Below are 17,060 nucleotides of genomic sequence, written 5' to 3'. Positions count from 1 at the left end.
TCATCATGGCGCATTGCGTACCCCGGTCCATCCCTTACTTTGGTGCGGGATGATCGCCCGAACACGACCGCGTACAGCGCGGCAAAAGGAGAGCCAGATGACCGAGGCCAGCTATCCCGTCCCCGCGGAATGGGCGAAGGACGCCCTGATCGACGCCGCCGCCTATGACCGGATGTATGCCGAGGCCGCGACCGATCCGGACGCGTTCTGGGCGAAGGAAGCCAAGCGCCTCGACTGGATCGTGGCCCCGACCAAGATCAAGGACACTTCGTTCGACGAGAGCGACTTTCACATCCGTTGGTTCGAGGACGGGCAGCTCAACGTCGCCGCCAACTGCGTCGATCGCCACGCCGATGCCCGCCCCGACGCGATCGCGATCCTGTGGGAGGGCGACAACCCCGCCGACGATCGCAAGATCAGCTACGCCGAACTGCGCGACGAAGTGTCGAAGCTCGGCAACTGCCTGAAGGCGCGCGGCGTCCGCAAGGGCGACCGCGTCACGATCTATATGCCGATGATTCCCGAAGCGGCGTTCGCGATGCTCGCCTGCGCGCGGATCGGCGCGATCCACTCGGTCGTCTTCGGCGGCTTCTCCCCCGAAAGCCTGTGCAACCGTATCCACGACTGCGACAGCCGCATCGTCATCACCGCCGACGAGGGACTTCGCGGCGGCAAGACCGTGCCTCTGAAGGCCAATGTCGATGCAGCACTCGATCACGGTGATCTTGGCGTCGATGTGGTCATCGTCGTCCGTCGCACCGGTGGCACGGTCACGATGACCGAAGGTCGCGACTATTGGTATCACGAGTGCGTCGAGGGTCAGTCGACCGACTGCGCGCCCGAGCCGATGAACGCCGAGGACCCGCTGTTCATCCTCTACACCAGCGGCTCGACCGGCCAGCCCAAGGGCGTGCTGCACTCGACCGGCGGGTATCTGGTGTGGGCGTCGATGACACACGAATATGTGTTTAATTACCGGCCCGGCGAGATTTTCTGGTGCGCGGCGGACGTCGGCTGGGTCACCGGCCACACCTATTCGCTGTACGGCGCGCTGGCGAACGGCGCGACGACGGTGATGTTCGAGGGCGTCCCGAACTATCCCGATCACAGCCGGTTCTGGCAGATCGTCGACAAATACCAGGTCAACATCCTGTACACCGCACCCACCGCGCTCAGGTCGCTGATGCGCGAGGGCGACGACTGGGTGACGCGCACCAGCCGGAAGTCGCTGCGCCTGCTCGGCTCGGTCGGCGAACCGATCAATCCCGAGGCGTGGAATTGGTATCATACCGTCGTCGGCGAGGGCCGTTGCCCGATCGTCGACACCTGGTGGCAGACCGAAACCGGCGGCCACATGATCTCGCCATTGCCGGGTGCCACCGCGCTGAAACCCGGCAGCGCGACCAAGCCGCTGTTTGGCGTGATGCCGGAACTGGTCGATGCGGACGGCAAGGTCCTCGACGGCGCGGTCGAGGGCAACCTCGTCATCGCGGACAGCTGGCCCGGCCAGATGCGGACCGTGTGGAACGATCACGAGCGCTTCTTCCAGACCTATTTCTCGACCTATCCGGGCAAGTATTTCACCGGCGATGGCTGCCGCCGCGACGAGGACGGCTATTACTGGATCACCGGCCGCGTCGACGACGTCATCAACGTCAGCGGCCACCGCATGGGCACCGCCGAAGTCGAGAGCGCACTGGTGGCACATTCGAAGGTCGCCGAAGCCGCGGTCGTGGGCATGCCGCACGACGTGAAGGGCCAGGGCATCTACGCGTACGTCACGCTCAACGCGAACGCCGAGCCGAGCGAAGACCTGCGCAAGGAACTCGTCCAGTGGGTCCGCCGCGAGATCGGGCCGATCGCCACGCCCGACATCCTCCAGTTCGCACCCGCCTTGCCCAAGACGCGCTCGGGGAAAATCATGCGCCGCATCCTGCGGAAAATCGCGGAAAACCAGCTCGATCAGCTCGGCGATACCTCGACCCTGGCCGATCCCGCGGTAGTCGATGCGCTGATCGCCGGACGCGAGGAAGCCATCACCGTCCCGGCATGACGCGCACGATCCTCATCGCCGACGATCACCCGCTGTTCCGCCAGGCACTCAAACTGGCGGTCAGCCGCGCCGCGCCCGACGCGGTGGTGATCGAGGCGGGGCAGCTTTGCGAGGCGGTCGACGCGGTGCGGGCGGCGGAGCGGCTCGACCTGATCCTGCTCGACCTGCGCATGCCGGGGTCGGAAGGCTTTGCGGGTGTCGCGCTGCTTCATGCCGAACGCCCCGACACGCCGATCATGGTAATATCGTCGGCGGACGAAGCCGAGGCCGCGCCCCGAGCGAGGGCCTATGGTGCCATCGGCTTCGTCTCCAAGACCGCGGACCTAACCACGCTGGAAAATGCCGTAGCCGGAGCCCTGGCCGGCAAACGCGACGCGCCAACCGAAAGCGCCCCCGTAGATGCGATGGCCACTCGCGTCGCCAGCCTCACCCCCACCGAACTCAAGGTCCTGCTCGGCGTCCTGGCCGGCCGCCTGAACAAGCAAGTCGCCTTCGACCTCGGCATCTCCGAAGGCACCGTAAAGGGCCACATGACCGCGATCCTCCGGAAACTCGGCGTGCAGAACCGTACGCAGGCGGTGCTGGCCGCGCGGGCAATGGACATCCACTTCGCCGACTGAAAGCAAACCAAATTCTGGTGCCTCGGATGAGACTCAAACCACTCCGTCACCCCGGGCTGGTTCCGGGGTCCACCGTTCCGCATCACCCGCGGTCGACGATATGCGGCACCGTGGATGCCGAAACGAGCCCGGCATGACGGAAACAGCGCGTTCGATCCGGCTCAGTATCGATCCGTTTCCCCTCAATCCTCCCCCGCCAGGGGGAGGTGTTGCCGAAGGTGACGGAGGGGGAGGACACAAAACAGCGGTGACCTCTTACCTCCCCCTCCGTGTGGTAAGAGCCAGCCACCTCCCCCTGGCGGGGGAGGATCAAGGAGGGTCAACTCCCCCGCGCCGCCGCCGCCGAAGCCCCTTCGATAAACCGCCACAAATCCGCCGGCACGACTGGCTTCGTCAGCACGACCAACCCCGCGCACCGCGGATCGTCAGCAACCGCACGGTCGGCCGTCACCAACGCAATCGCCGGCGTCGGCGTCATCGCCCGCAGCCGCGCGACCACGTCGAGCCCATCCTCCGCCTCATCCAGATGATAGTCGACCAGCGCCACATCCGGCTCCTCGTCCGCGGCCAGTTCCAGTGCCTCGGCGATCGTCGCGGCCAACAACGGCACGCATCGCCGCGCGCGCAACGCAGCATCGAGCGCCGCGAGGATCGTCGCGTCGTTGTCGAGACACAGCACCCGCAACCCCGGCACCAGCGCACGCGCGGCCGAAGGGGTCGGCAACGGCACGTCCATCCCAGCGGGCGCCAGCGGCACGCGCACCGCGAACGTCGTCCCCCGCCCCGGAGCCGACCGCAGCTCGACCGCAACCCCGAGCAACCGCGCGATCCGCCGGACGATCGCCAGTCCCAGCCCGACGCCGCCGCCCGCGCTCCCCTTGCTTTCGAGCCGCTCGAACTCCTCGAAGATCCGCTCGCGGTCGCCCTTCGCGATCCCCGGCCCGTTATCCCGCACCTCGATCAACACGTCGTCGCCTCGCCGCCGCGCGCCGATCCAGATCCGCCCATCCGCCGAATAGCGTACCGCGTTCGACAGGAAATTCTGCAATATCGACCGGAGCAACGAGCGATCGGTTGCGACACTGAACGATCCGGCATGCGACGCCAGCACGAGCCCGCGCTCGCCCGCCAGCGGCCGGAACTGCACCGCCAGCTCCTCGATCAACGCCCCCAGCGCAAACCGCTCGACCTTCGGCACCACGCCACCCGCGTCGAGCCGCGACACGTCGAGCAACGCCCGCAGCAACGTGTCCGCGGAGCCGATCGCGCCGTCGATCGCGCGCACCAGTTCCGCCTGATGCGGCGCCTTGCCTTCGTCGAGCGCGGCACAGAATAGTCGTGCCGCGTGGAGCGGTTGGAGCAGGTCATGGCTGGCGGCGGCCAGGAACCGGGTCTTGTCGCGCGTGGCGGTCTCGGCGACGGCGCGCGCCTCGCCCAGCATCGCGTTCGACTGCGCCAGGTCCTGCGTGCGTGCCCTCACCCTCGCCTCCAGATCGGCCTGAGTCTCCTTCTCCGCGGTGATGTCGGTGAAGCTCTGGACGTAGCCGCCACCCGGCATCGGCCGGCCGACCATCTTGATCCAGCGCCCCGACGGGCGTTGCCGTTCGAAGCTGTGCGGCGTGCCGCGAGCGAGATGGCCCATGCGCCGTGCGACATGCGCTTCGATCTCGCCGGGGCCACTGCCGCCGCGTTCGGCATTGTAGCGGATCAGGTCGGCGATCGAGCGGCCGACGACCACATAGCCCTCGGGATAGTCGAACATCTCGACATAGCGCGGATTCCACGCGACCAGCCGCAGGTCCGCGTCGATCACGCTGACGCCCGGATCGATCGTCTCCAGCGTCGCGGACAGCAGGTTGCGCGAGAACCGGAGCGAACGCCCGCGCTGATCAAGCAGGCGAACCACGTCGCTGACGTCGATCGCGGACCCGGCGATGCTCGACGCGACGATCTTCCGCGCCGACGGTGCGCCGATCACGCCTGCGATCAGCCGCTCGGCGGTGCGCGCCGCTGGGCCGTCGATCGGCGCGCGCAGATCGGGCGCCGTCACGCCGATCGCCTCCGCCTCGCCCTCGCCGACGAACCGTGCGACCAGCATCCGCAACTCGCCCAACGTCGTGACATGGTCGAGCGCAGCGTTCCCACGATGCCGCTCTCGCATGTGCAAGCCTACCATCAGCGCGACGTTGACGCTCAAGCTCCAGACCGTGCCGTTGACCAAAGGCGAGCCGATCCGCCAGCCGAGCAACGCGCCCGGATCGAGCCAGCCCCGCGTAAACTGCGCCAGCGCCGGCCCGATACCCTCGCCGATCGACGGTAGCAACAGGCAGTAAATCCAGACGATCACGCCCCCGATCAGCCCCGCGCGGGCCGCGGTATGATCGGCGAAGTTCCACCCGACCGTCGCGATCAGCGCTGGCGCGAACTGCGCAACACCCGCGAACGCGATCAGCCCGATCGACGCCAGCGGCAGGTCCGCGCCGAGACTGCGGCCGTACAACAGCGCGACGGCGACGATCGCGGCGATGATGACTCGCCGGACGCGCAGCATCCGTCGACCGAGTTCCCCCTCGCCCGCATCGGCGTGACGCCGCAACAGGAGGGGTGCGAGCAGATCGTTGGTCGCCATCGTCGACAGCGCGATCGTCTCGACCACCACCATCGCGGTCGCCGCCGAGAACCCGCCGATGAACGCCAGCAGCGCGACCAGATCGTGCCCCTGTCGCAAGGGGACGGCCAGCACGTAGAGATCGGGATCCGCGTCGCTCGGCAACAGCGTCATCCCGGCGAGCGCAAGCGGCAGCACCAGCAGCGAGATCGCGATCAGGTACGCGATGAACGGCCAGCGCGCGCGCGCCACCGCCTCGGGGCCGCTCGCCTCGACCACGCCGACATAGAATTGCCGCGGCAGGCACAGGATCGCCAGCGCCGACAACAGCGTCCTTACCCAGAAGTCGGACGTCAGCGCGCCCAGCGTGAAACCGGATTCCAGCCGCGCGAGGGGCGCGGTGAGGACGGCACCCGGGACGTCGGCGAGCAGCATGACGGTGAATGCGCCCAGCACGACGAAGCAGAGCAGCTTGATCAGCGATTCCGCCGCGATCGCGGCCACCACGCCGGGGTTGCGCTCCGCCACTTCGTAGCGCCGCGCGCCGAACAGGATCGCGAACACCGCCAGCAGGACCGCGACGAACGTGCCAACCTGCGACGAGCTCTCGACGCCGGCGATCGCGCCGAAACTCAGCGTGACCGACCGCAGCTGGAGAGCGATGTACGGCACCGACGCGAGCAACGCGGTCGCGGCGACGATCGCGGCGGTGCCACGATTTCGTCCATACCGCGCCGAGATGAAGTCGGAGATGGAACTCGAGCCCTCCGCGCGAGCGAGCCGCACCAGCCGCGCGAGGAATTTCGGCGCGAGCAGGAACACCAGCGCCGGCCCAAGATAGATTGCGAGGTAATCCCACCCGCGCGTCGCCGCGGTGCCGACGCCCCCGAAGAACGTCCAGCTGCTGCAATACACCGCCAGCGACAGCGGATACGCGATCCGCCCGAGCCTACGCGACAGGCCCCGCCGGTCCACCACCCAGGCGATCGTGAACAGGATCGCGCCATAGGCCAGGATCGCGACGATGACGCTTGGCCCGACGATGATGACGATGCTCCGCTTGCAGGATCGGCCCCCTACCGCCTGAGGGGGGGGGAATTGGCTGGTTAGCGTGCTATTGCCGCTTTGCCGCGATGTACCGGTTCACCTGCTCGTCCAGCACGGCAAGCGGCAACGCACCCTGGCTCAGCACCGCCTCGTGGAAGTCGCGGATATCGAAACGCGGCCCCAGTTCGCGCTCGGCACGCGTGCGCAACTCGGTGATCTTGAGTTGGCCCACCATGTAGCTCGTCGCCTGCCCCGGCCAGTTGAAGTACCGATCGACTTCACGCGCGATATCCGTCTCGGACACCGAGCTGTTCGCCTTGAAATACGCGATCGCCTGCTCGCGCGTCCACCGCTTCGAGTGGATACCCGTATCGAGCACGAGGCGGATCGCCCGCCAGACCTGCAAAGACAGCATGCCGAACCGCGGATACGGGTCCTTGTACACGCCCATCTCGTTGGCGAGCCGCTCCGAATACAGTCCCCACCCTTCCATGTACGCGCCGTAGCCGCCGAACTTGCGGAACTTCGGAATACCGGTCAGCTCCTGCTGGCGCGCGATCTGGAAGTGATGGCCTGGTGCGCCCTCGTGCGCGGCGATGCCTGCGACCTGCACCTTCTGCGTCTGGTTCATGTCGACCAGATTGACGTAATAGATGCCGGGTCGCGATCCGTCGGCCGATGGCGAATTGTAGAACGCGGTCGACGCGGTGCCTTCACGCCATTTCTCGACCGCGCGAACCTCCAGCGGTGCCTTGGGCAACGTCCGGAAATAGCGTGGTGCCGCGACCATGACCGAGGCGATCACCGCGCGCGCGTCGCCGAGATACTGCTCGCGACCTGCCGCAGTGTTGGGATATTTGAACTTCGGATCGGTCCGGATGGAGTTGAAAAACGCCTCCAGCGTACCCTTGAAGCCGACCTCGCGCTTGATCGCCTCCATCTCGAGGCGGATCGAGGCGACCTGCTTCAGGCCGAGTTCGTGGATCTGGTCGGCGGTCAGATCGGTCGTGGTCGAGCTTTTCAACCGGTCTGCATAATAAGCCGTGCCGTTCGGCAGGCTCCACGCGCCGAAATTGCCCTTCGACATCGGCTCGATCTCGTCGAGCACAACGAACAGCGTGTCATACCCGCGGCGGAACGGCCCGGTCAGTGCGGCGCTGGCGTCTGCGAGCAGCTTCGCCTTTACCGTCGCCGGCGCATCGAGCGCGGCGACCTTCTTGCGGAAATCCGCCCAGACGCTGGAGTCCGCTCCGCTATCGAACGGGGCGCCCTTGAGGACCGCCTGCGCGTCTGCCCGCGCCGGCGCGAAGTTCACCTTGTTGGGGATGATGCCCGCTGCCGCCTGTTCGCGCATCGTCGTCGCGACCTCACGCATGACGCGCTCGGTGTCGCGCAGACGTGCGACATAGGCCTGCGCGTCGGCCACCGTGCTCACCTTGTGATTGTTGATAAGCAGCACCGGGATATCGCCCGCGGGGCTGCCATTGGTCGACACGGGAAACCGCAGCTTGCGGAACTGCAGCGACTGACGACCGCGTTCCACTTCATACTCGAATAGCCGATAGCTGACGCCGGCGCTCTCGCCCAATTGCGCCGACTTGAAGCGCGCACGCATCGCCGTCAGTTGACGCTCGGCAAGCGCCTCCGCACGCAGCGCGGCGCCGTCGGTATAGTCGTCCAGCCGATCGTTGTTCGTCTTGAGGCCCAGTTGTGTCTGCGATTCCGGGCTCAGAGCGAGTTGCTCGTCGTAAGCCTTGTCGAGAAACGCGAGCAGCGCGGCATCCTGGACCGCCGTACTCGCCGCTTGCGCAGGGGCGGCCGCGTTCGCCTGGACTAACGGCACGACCGGCAAAAGCATGAGGGCGAGGGCTATACGCATCGAATCTCCAATCGACCGCGCTTGTCGCGCGCGGCGCGGCGCAACGCAATCGCCGATGGCCCCCGCCGGCGCATGGCCTTTCGTCGACCACCGCCTTACGCTGCGGCCATGAACACGGTCCTCAGACGCGCGCGCAACCCGGTGATCATCCTGGCCCTGCTGGCAACGCCGCTCACGGCTGCGTCCGTCGCGCCCACGAGTGACATCGCGCGGTGGCAGGAACAAGCGATGCGGGTCACGATCACGCGCGACGACTGGGGCATTCCGCATATCCGGGGGCGATCGGATGCGGATGCTGTATTCGGACTGATCTACGCGCAGGCCGAGGACGATTTCCCGCGGATCGAGGCCAATTACCTGACCGCGCTAGGCCGAACTGCGGAGGCCGATGGCGAGGACGCGATCTGGGGGGATCTCCGCCAGCGGCTGTTCGTCGACCCGGCCGAACTGGAGGCGCAATACGCCGCCAGTCCCGCCTGGTTGCGCACGCTGATGCAGGCGTGGGCGGACGGGCTGAACTATTATCTCGCGACGCATCCGCAGACCCGTCCCAAGGTCCTTGCGCGTTTCGAACCGTGGATGGCGCTGAGCTTCACCGAGGGCAGCATCGGCGGCGATATCGAACGCATCTCGCTGAGCGACCTGAAGACCTTCTACGGCAGGCCGACGCCGCCCACGCCCGAGGAGCTGGGCATGGTACCGCGCGAACCGTCCGGTTCGAATGGCATCGCGATGGCGCCGCGGCTGACGGCGGACGGCAATGCGCTGCTGCTGATCAACCCGCACACCAGCTTCTACTTCCGATCCGAAGCGCAGATGACCAGCGCGGAGGGGCTGGACGCGTATGGCGCAAGCACCTGGGGTCAGTTCTTCATCTACCAGGGCTTCAACGCGAAGGCCGGGTGGATGCACACCTCCTCGACCGTGGACAATGTCGATGAATTTGCCGAGCGGATCGCGCAGCGCGGCGGGGGCTATGCGTATCGCTACGGCACGGCCAGCCGAGACGTCGCGACGAAGGTCGTGACGGTGTGTTTCCGCAAGGCCGACGGCGCAATGGGCGAGCGCAGTTTCACGACGTATCGCACCCACCACGGCCCGATCGTCGCGATCAAGAGCGGGAGGTGGATCGCCACCGCGCTCATGTGGAAACCGGTGCTCGCGCTCGAGCAGAGCTATCTGCGGACGAAAGCGACCGATCTCGCCGGATATATGAAGATCGCAGCGCGCCAGGCCAATTCGTCGAACGACACGCTGTTCGCCGACAGCAAGGGCGAGATCGCGTTCCTGATGCCGCAGTTCATGCCGGTGCGCGACGACCGCTTCGATTACACCCGGCCGGTCGACGGCAGCGATCCGGCGACCGACTGGCGCGCGCTGCATACCCTCCCCAGCCTGCCGAGCGTGCTCAACCCGCGGACCGGATGGGCACACAACACCAATGACTGGCCCTGGAGCGCAGCGGGGCCGGACAGCCCGAAGGCGGCGGATTATCCGCGCTACATGGATCAGGTCGGCGGCAATGCGCGCGGCGTGCACGCCGATCTGTTGCTGACCGGCAAGACCGGGTGGACGCCGGAGACGCTGCGCGACGCGGCGTTCGATCCGTATCTGCCCGCGTTCGCACGTCTGCTGCCCGGACTGGTCCAAGCGTGGACCGCGCTGCCTGCCGGCGACCCGCGACGCAAGGCGCTGGACGGGCCGATCGCGCTGTTGAAGGGCTGGGATTACCGCTGGAGCTACGACTCCACAGCGACCAGCCTGGCGGTATTCTGGGGCGACCAGCTATGGCGGGAAGTCGGCAGCTTCGCGCAGGCCGAGCGGCTCAACGTCCCGGATTACATCGCCACGCGGGTCGGCCCGGATGCGAAGCTTGCGGCGCTGAGCGCCGCGGTCGACCGGCTCGGCCGCGACTTCGGCAGCTGGCGGACGCCGTGGAAGGATATCAACCGCTTCCAGCGTCTCGATGACTCCATCGCACCGCATTTCGACGATTCGCGACCGTCGATCCCGGTACCGTTCACTTCGGCTCAATGGGGCAGCCTCGCCTCGTTCGGTGCCAAGCCCTGGCCCGGAACGAAGCGATATTACGGCACCAGCGGCAACAGCTTCGTCGCGGTCGTCGAGTTCGGTCCGCGGGTGAAGGCGGCAGCGGTCATGGCCGGGGGCGAGAGCGGTGACATGCGCTCACCGCATTTTGCCGACCAGATCGATCGGTATGCCCGGGGCAAGCTGCGGCCCGTCTACTTCTATCCCGACGAGCTCAAGGGCCATGTGGAGCGCCGCTATAATCCGGGACGCTGAAGGCTCGACTACCGTCGCACCGCCGCGGATATCCGCGTCCATGCCGACCGATCTCGATAATCCGTCGGTCGAAGTGATCCAATCGAACGGTCCACTCGTTAGCGACACATGACAGTAAAGACAGTACGGGCGCGGCTGGCGCTCGGTTCGATGCCGCTCCTGGCCTTGGCGATGATCGGTTTGGCTCCTGTGGCTGCAGCGCAAGCCATCGACACGACTCCGGCAAGCACACCCACCGCTCCCATCCCGATCGACAGGCAAGGGGTCACCGACCCAGCCCTTCGCGCATTTTACGCGAAAGCCGGCTGGCATAGCGTCTGGTCGACTGCGAACGCGGAGGCGTTGAACAGGATACTCGCGGATCGCGCCCGGCACGGCCTCGACCGTGTGGCATTCCTGCCGACCTCCGACGAGCAGACGGCGGCGGCCGACGATGTTGCTCGGACAAAGGCTGCGCTCGATTATGCAGGTGCGCTTGCCCATGGCAGAACCGATCCGAAGTCGCTGCATCTAGTCTACACATTGCCCCGCCCGACGGCCGATCTTGCCACCGGTCTGGCACGCGCCCTCGCCAAGGGCGACCTCGCGGCATGGTTCGACGGGCTCGCGCCGCAGGATGCCGAATACAAGGCGCTGTCAGCTGCCTATCTCGCGTTCAGTGCCAAGGCGACGGTCGCAGCGCCAGTGCAGGCAATCCCCTCGGGACTGATCCGCGTGGGCAATTCCGATCCTCGCGTCACCACCATCGTCGAACAGCTCGTCGAGAGCGGGTATCTGCTAGCACCGACGACGTCCGGTTCGCTCTACACGCAGGAGATTGCCGACGCGTTGAAGGGGCTCCAGACCGATTACGGCATCGCCGCCGACGGTGTAGTCGGTCCTGAAACGTTGAAAGTCCTCAATCTCGGCGCCGGGGACCGTGCGCGCGCGCTGGCGGTCGGGCTCGAACGGCGGCGCTGGCTATCGCGAACCCCGCCGGCGACGCGGATCGACGTCAACACCGCCGCAGCACAGCTCCGCTATTACCGCGACCGCAATATGGTCGACCAGCGCAAGGTGATCGTCGGCGAACCCGGCCGCGAGACGCCGCCCCTGTTCTCGCCAATCTATCGGCTCGTCGCGAACCCGACCTGGACCGTCCCCAAATCGATCCAGAACGGCGAAATGGCGAACGTCGGCGAGGCGTACTTAGCGGAACACAACATGGTGGTTCGTGACGGCTGGATCGTCCAGCAACCGGGACCGAGCAACGCGCTCGGGCTCGTCAAGTTCGACATGGCGAACGATCAGGCGATCTATCTCCACGACACCTCCGCGCCGGCGCTGTTCGAGCGCAGCCAGCGTCACCTGAGCCATGGTTGCGTACGGGTCGAGGATGCGCTTGGCTTCGCACAGATGCTCGCAGAGGACCAAGGGGTCGCCGAGGCCTGGCAGACCGCGCAGGACTCGGGCGAGATGAGCTTCGTCCCCCTGCCCCGCCGCATTCCGGTCCGGCTGCTGTATCACAACGTCTATGTCGACGACGGCGGGAAGGTCGCGTTCCGCACGGATCCCTATGGCTGGAACGATCCGATCGCCGAACAACTGGGGTTTGCCAAGGCGTCGGCGAAACGCGCGGAGGCACAAGCGATCGATATCGGACCCTGATTGCGGTGCTGAGCGATCAGCGGCTTGAACGACGCTATACGTGTGATCGATGAAGTGTAGCTGTTCTTTTACGTCTACGATGTACCGTCGCACCATTGTGTCGATCGGGAAAGTAAGACTGCATGAAGATCGCCGCCTTGATCAGAGCTTATCATTGCCCGGAGCAGCTTGGCCTTTTGCTCGATCGGCTTGCCGGGTCGTTATGGGCGCCGCTGGTTCATATCGATCGAAAGTCCGATATCGGGCTGTTCGCAGACCTGCGCGACAAGGCGCCGTTCCTGACCGATCGCGCGCAGGTGAACTGGGGTGGGCTGAGCCAGGTCGACGTGGTCCTGCTCCTCCTGCGCGCCGCACTCCGCGATCCGACGACCACGCACTTCTACCTTATGAGCGGCCAGTGCTATCCGGTGAAGAGCGACGACCAGATCCGCGACCGGATTGCGAGTTTCCCAGTCGGTTCGGCCAACCTGATGGAGCTGACCGCCATGCCGGTCAGCCACAAACCGCTGGAACGCTACACCAGGCGTTGGCTCCACGACGTTCAGAATCCGATCACGTGGCAGATCCTGAGCCGGCTGTTCCCCCGCCTGCCGGACAAACCCCTGAGCAAGCTGCGCGGCATCGCCTTGCACGGCGGCGGTGCATGGTGGCTGTTCGAGCGCCAGACCGTGGAGAAGATGCTGCAGTTCCTCGATGAAAACCCGTGGTACTGGCGTCTGTTCAGATATACGGACTGCCCCGACGAGATGCTCCTGCACTCGCTGGTCGCGCCGCTCGGGGTCACGATCGGCGCGACGTCGCCGACCGCCGACACATGGATCCAGGGCAAGGCGCATCCGGAAACCGTGACCCAAGCCATGCATCAGGCGTTCGTCGACGGGCCGGCGCTGTTCGGCCGCAAATACATCGATTTTCACCCCGGCCTTAACTTAGGTTAGTCTACGAACGAACCTCTGCAAAACGGTCGCAAGCGTTTCAGTCCATTCATTCATTTTCAACGGCGCGGTCTGTAAGACGCTACAAGACCTGAGGGATGTGGTTGATGCGGTTGTCGGTATTGCTAAGCGCCTATAACGACGCGCCCTATGTGGAACGCGCCGTGACCAGCGTGTTGCGGCAAACCTACGCCGATTTCGAATTCATCATTATCAACGACGGGTCGACCGATGGCTCGACCGAAATCCTGCGCCGGCTTGCGAACGCCGATCGTCGTATCGTCCTGGTCGAGCAGGAAAACCGCGGGCTTGTCGCCAGCCTGAACCGCGGCTTTGCAATGGCCAAGGGCGATCTCGTCGCGCGCATGGATGGCGACGACGAATGCCTCCCGCACCGGTTCGCGACGCAACTCGCCTTTTTCGATGCGCATCCCGACTACGGCGTCGTCGGATGCCAGCAGCTCAACGTCGACATCCACGGCAAGACCATCCGGCTGATCGACGATTATCCGCGCGATTTCGAGACGTTCGTGGCCGCGATGGAGTTCAAGCCGATCATGAGCCATCCCGGCTCGATGATCTCGCGCGCCGCGTTCGAGACGGTCGGCGGCTACCGCGCGATGTACCGTCACTGCGAGGATTACGACCTCTGGCTGCGGCTGTCGCAAATCACCAAATTATGCAGCGTCGACGATGTGCTGCTCCGCTACTGCGTCAACGACGGACAGGTCACGATCCAGCATCTTCTTCATACTGCCGTTGGCGCCACCGTCGCATGGGAAGCCTATCTTCAGTACAGCAACGGCCGGGCCGATCCGACATCCGGCCTGTCGGCGTTGCCGGATGTCGAGCACCTGGACGAACTCGACGCCATCTTCGACGAGCCAGGCATCGCGCGCCGGGTTCGCGCGCGGGTGGCGCCGAAATTGCTCTATTCGTTGCCCGCGTTGAAATCGGGCGGCGTGAAACTGGTCGGCGAGTACGTAGCCGAAGGCGGCGAGCGCAGGCCTGCAACACGCGCGGTCGGGCGGCTGCTTCGTCACGGCCAGTTGCGGGGGGCAGGACAGCTGGCGGCCAGTCTATGTCGATCCTATCTCATGCCGAGAGGCTAGCCGATGGCGGTGCGTAAAGCCGCGATGTGGTCGGTCAGTGGCCAGTGGCTCGTCTTCGCGTTCAACTTCGCCGTCAGCGTCTATCTGGCGCGCTACCTGCTGCCGCCATCGGCGTTCGGCACGTTCTCGGTCGGCTTCGCAGCGGCGGGCGTGATCTCCAACCTGCAGGATTTCGGGCTTAACCGGTATCTCGTCCGGACCGAGGAATTGACGGAGCAGGTGCTCGACACCTGCACCACCATCACGCTGTGCGTGGGCGCGGCGATCTGTGCCGTGATCGCGGCGCTGAGCTTGCCGATGGCGTGGTATTATTCCAATGCCCAGCTGATCCCGATCATGCTGCTGATCGCCGCGGCCTTCCTGCTGCTGCCGTTCAACACCGTGCCGATCGCGTTGCTGCAGCGCGCGGTCGACTTCAAGACCTTGTCGTTCATCAACATGGCGGCGGCGGCGGCGAACGCGCTCGTATCGGCGAGTTTTGCGTTGCTCGGTTACGGCCCCGTGTCGCTGGCACTGGGTTTCCTCGCGCAACAGATCGCGCGCGCGACGATGGCGCAACTGCTCGGGCCGCGGAAGGTCCGCTTCCACCTCAGTTTTGCGGGCGCCCGGCCGATCGTCTCGTTCGGCTCGGGGACGACCGTGCTCGCGGTCAGCGGTGCGATCGGAACGCGGTCTCCCGATCTGATCATCGGCAATGTGCTCGGCATGCACGCGGTCGGTCTGTTCGGGCGCGCGGCGGGCATGGTCGACGGCCTGCGCATGCTGCTCAATGGCGGTCTGGCCGCGGTGTTCTTCAGCCATTTCGCGCAGCTGATCCGGACGAAGCGTACACTCGACCAGCCGTACCGGGACCTGGTGGGCTGCTACACGAGCGTGATGTGGCCCGCGATGCTGCTGCTATCGCTGTTGTCCGCACCGATCGTCACCATGATCTACGGCAAAGGCTGGGGGGAAGCCGCGCTGGCGCTTCGCTGGGTGGCGTTGAGCGAGCTGATCTTCTTCGCACTGCCGCTTCATACCGAAGTGCCCCTGATGTCGGGCCATCTGCGGCAACTGCTGATCCGCAACCTGATGGACACCGCCGCAGCGCTGATCTGCCTCGCGTGCCTCGTGCGGTTCGGGCTGGAGGCCGCTGCGATCGCGCGGCTCGTCTATGCGGGTATCTGGTACGCGATCTATATTGGCCTGATCCAGCGGATCGTGGGCTTTTCGGCGCGCGCGCTGCTCTCGATCTACGCCAAGAGCGCGACGAGCACACTGGCGGCCTGTCTGCCGTTACTCCTGCTGGTACGCGACGGCCAGATCCTGTCGATCAGGATGGCGATCTCGGCCGTGCTGGGCGCCGTGCTTTGGGTCGTGGCGCTGGCGGTGCTCGATCACCCCACCTGGCGCGAAATCCGCCGCGCCGCGGGTGGTGTAAAACTGTCGCTGTCGCGCGAGGCGCGAACCTGATCCCGCCCGTACCTGCCGAAGATCGGTTTGATTGCACCCGACGATGGGATATACCAGCACGAGTAGCCCCTGAGACCGTCCATTCGTCGTGCCCGATAGCCCCGCCGTTCCTCCAGCCGAAGACACGCCTCCGAACCATGTGGTGCGTGCACGACGTACCAGCGTCATGCTGATGGCGGTGATCGAGCAGTTCGGCGGGAAGGCGGAGACCAGGCACCGCGTACGCGATCTCTCCGTCGGCGGCATACGGATCGACAATGCCGCCAGCTTGCGTCCCGGTGCGACGGTTTTGATTTCGGTCGGCGCGCTTCAAGCCATCGGCGCTACGGTCCAGTGGGTCCGCAACGGGTTCGCAGGCATTGCCTTTGCCGAGCAGATCGACCCGGTCGAGGCTCACAAGAAGGCCGCAATCGCACCGAGCGCCCCTGCGAAATCGGTAAAGATCGACGCGCCGAGAACGATTCCAGCGCCGACGGCAGGATGGATCGACGAACTTCGAAGCCCATACCGAAAGCTCTGATTTCGACCGACGTGGATTAGGAACAAATCCTCGACCAAACCGATACGGGCGTTAGGGTACGCCCATGACCCCGCCATCCAGAGCTTTCCTCGGCGAGCTAATCTCCGAGGCGGTCGCGATCTGTATCGTGATGACCTTCGGCCTGTCGGTCGCGGCCATGTACACGCTGTACGATCCCAGCCCGTACAAGACCGCCTATTGGGGCGTGTGCATCACCTGGGGCATGGCGGTGTCGATCTCGATCTACGTTACCGGGGCGGTGTCCGGAACGCATGCCAATCCGGGCGTGACGCTGGCGCTTGCCTTGTACCGCGGATTCCCGTGGAAGAAGGTGCTGCCCTATTGGTGCGCGCAACTCATCGGAGCGTTCATCGGCGCGGCGATCGTCTACGCACTGTATTACAACGTCATCGATCACTTCAACGCGACGCAGCATCTGACGCGCGCGGGCGGCGGTGGCGCAGGCGTGTTCTTCACCGCGCCGGGCCTAGCAGTGACGACGATGAAGGGGTTCGTCGACGAGATCATTCTCACCGCGATCCTGATCTTTGGGATCTTCGCGATCACCGACGAGTTCAACACCATGGCCCCGCAGGCGAATTTCGGGGCCATAGTGATCGGCCTGCTGGTTGCGGTGATCGGTGCGTCGATGGGGTATCTTGAAGGTTGGGCGATCAATCCAGCGCGCGATCTCGGACCTCGCACCTTCGCGTGGCTGATGGGGTGGGACCGATCCGCGTTTCCCGGCGTCGGTGGATATTGGTGGGCGCCGATCGCGGGTCCGCTGATCGGAGCGGTCATCGGCGGTGGCTTGCAGCATCTGCTGATCCGTCCCTTCCTGCCGCGCGACAAGCCGCTCGCGGGCCCGCAGTAATTCGAGGAG

The 17,060-nt window shown here is 65.6% G+C and carries 11 protein-coding genes; 9 read left to right on the top strand and 2 right to left on the bottom strand.

Annotated elements, in window-relative coordinates:
* The first annotated feature begins 97 nt into the window (after positions 1 to 97).
* Positions 98 to 2,053, top strand: a complete 1,956-nt coding sequence (gene acs, locus AC1MLZ_RS01605; protein ID WP_480960140.1) for an acetate--CoA ligase — start codon at positions 98 to 100, stop codon at positions 2,051 to 2,053.
* Positions 2,050 to 2,673 (top strand): response regulator, encoded by a 624-nt coding sequence (locus AC1MLZ_RS01600; protein WP_480960139.1) that lies wholly within the window; start codon positions 2,050 to 2,052, stop codon positions 2,671 to 2,673. The genes acs and AC1MLZ_RS01600 overlap by 4 nt, the downstream gene beginning before the upstream one ends.
* 319 nt (positions 2,674 to 2,992) lie before the next feature.
* On the opposite strand, the gene AC1MLZ_RS01595 is transcribed toward AC1MLZ_RS01600, so the two are convergent.
* Together AC1MLZ_RS01595 and AC1MLZ_RS01590 are read right to left on the bottom strand one after the other, a co-directional pair.
* A complete protein-coding gene (locus AC1MLZ_RS01595) occupies positions 2,993 to 6,256 on the bottom strand; it encodes a hybrid sensor histidine kinase/response regulator (RefSeq protein WP_480960138.1) in 3,264 nt (1,087 codons plus the stop codon).
* Between the two features lie 139 nt (positions 6,257 to 6,395).
* On the bottom strand, positions 6,396 to 8,207 hold the full coding sequence (locus tag AC1MLZ_RS01590) for a DUF885 domain-containing protein (protein WP_480960137.1): 1,812 nt from the start codon (positions 8,205 to 8,207) through the stop codon (positions 6,396 to 6,398).
* 108 nt (positions 8,208 to 8,315) lie between these two features.
* Here AC1MLZ_RS01590 and AC1MLZ_RS01585 point away from each other — a divergent pair, with 108 nt between their 5' ends.
* From AC1MLZ_RS01585 to AC1MLZ_RS01555, 7 genes are all read left to right on the top strand, one after another.
* On the top strand, positions 8,316 to 10,511 hold the full coding sequence (locus AC1MLZ_RS01585) for a penicillin acylase family protein (RefSeq protein ID WP_480960136.1): 2,196 nt from the start codon (positions 8,316 to 8,318) through the stop codon (positions 10,509 to 10,511).
* A gap of 108 nt (positions 10,512 to 10,619) precedes the next feature.
* The gene (locus AC1MLZ_RS01580) at positions 10,620 to 12,158 is read left to right on the top strand and encodes a L,D-transpeptidase family protein (protein ID WP_480960135.1); all 1,539 of its coding nucleotides are present in this window, start codon (positions 10,620 to 10,622) and stop codon (positions 12,156 to 12,158) included.
* Positions 12,159 to 12,280: 122 nt separating this feature from the next.
* Positions 12,281 to 13,096: a beta-1,6-N-acetylglucosaminyltransferase gene (locus AC1MLZ_RS01575; RefSeq protein ID WP_480960134.1), complete on the top strand. Its 816-nt coding sequence runs from the start codon at positions 12,281 to 12,283 to the stop codon at positions 13,094 to 13,096.
* A gap of 104 nt (positions 13,097 to 13,200) precedes the next feature.
* Complete coding sequence (locus AC1MLZ_RS01570; protein ID WP_480960133.1) at positions 13,201 to 14,205, top strand: glycosyltransferase family 2 protein; 1,005 nt, start codon at positions 13,201 to 13,203, stop codon at positions 14,203 to 14,205.
* A 3-nt stretch (positions 14,206 to 14,208) separates the two neighbouring features.
* A complete protein-coding gene (locus tag AC1MLZ_RS01565) occupies positions 14,209 to 15,657 on the top strand; it encodes an oligosaccharide flippase family protein (RefSeq protein WP_480960132.1) in 1,449 nt (482 codons plus the stop codon).
* Between the two features lie 142 nt (positions 15,658 to 15,799).
* A complete protein-coding gene (locus AC1MLZ_RS01560) occupies positions 15,800 to 16,177 on the top strand; it encodes a PilZ domain-containing protein (RefSeq protein ID WP_480960131.1) in 378 nt (125 codons plus the stop codon).
* Between the two features lie 64 nt (positions 16,178 to 16,241).
* Positions 16,242 to 17,051 (top strand): MIP/aquaporin family protein, encoded by an 810-nt coding sequence (locus tag AC1MLZ_RS01555; protein ID WP_480960130.1) that lies wholly within the window; start codon positions 16,242 to 16,244, stop codon positions 17,049 to 17,051.
* Positions 17,052 to 17,060: the final 9 nt, after the last annotated feature.

This window comes from Sphingomonas sp. PEI4 (genome assembly GCF_056679955.1).
The sequence above is the reverse complement of the archived record's forward strand: the minus strand, read 5'-3'. Positions and strand labels throughout refer to the sequence as shown.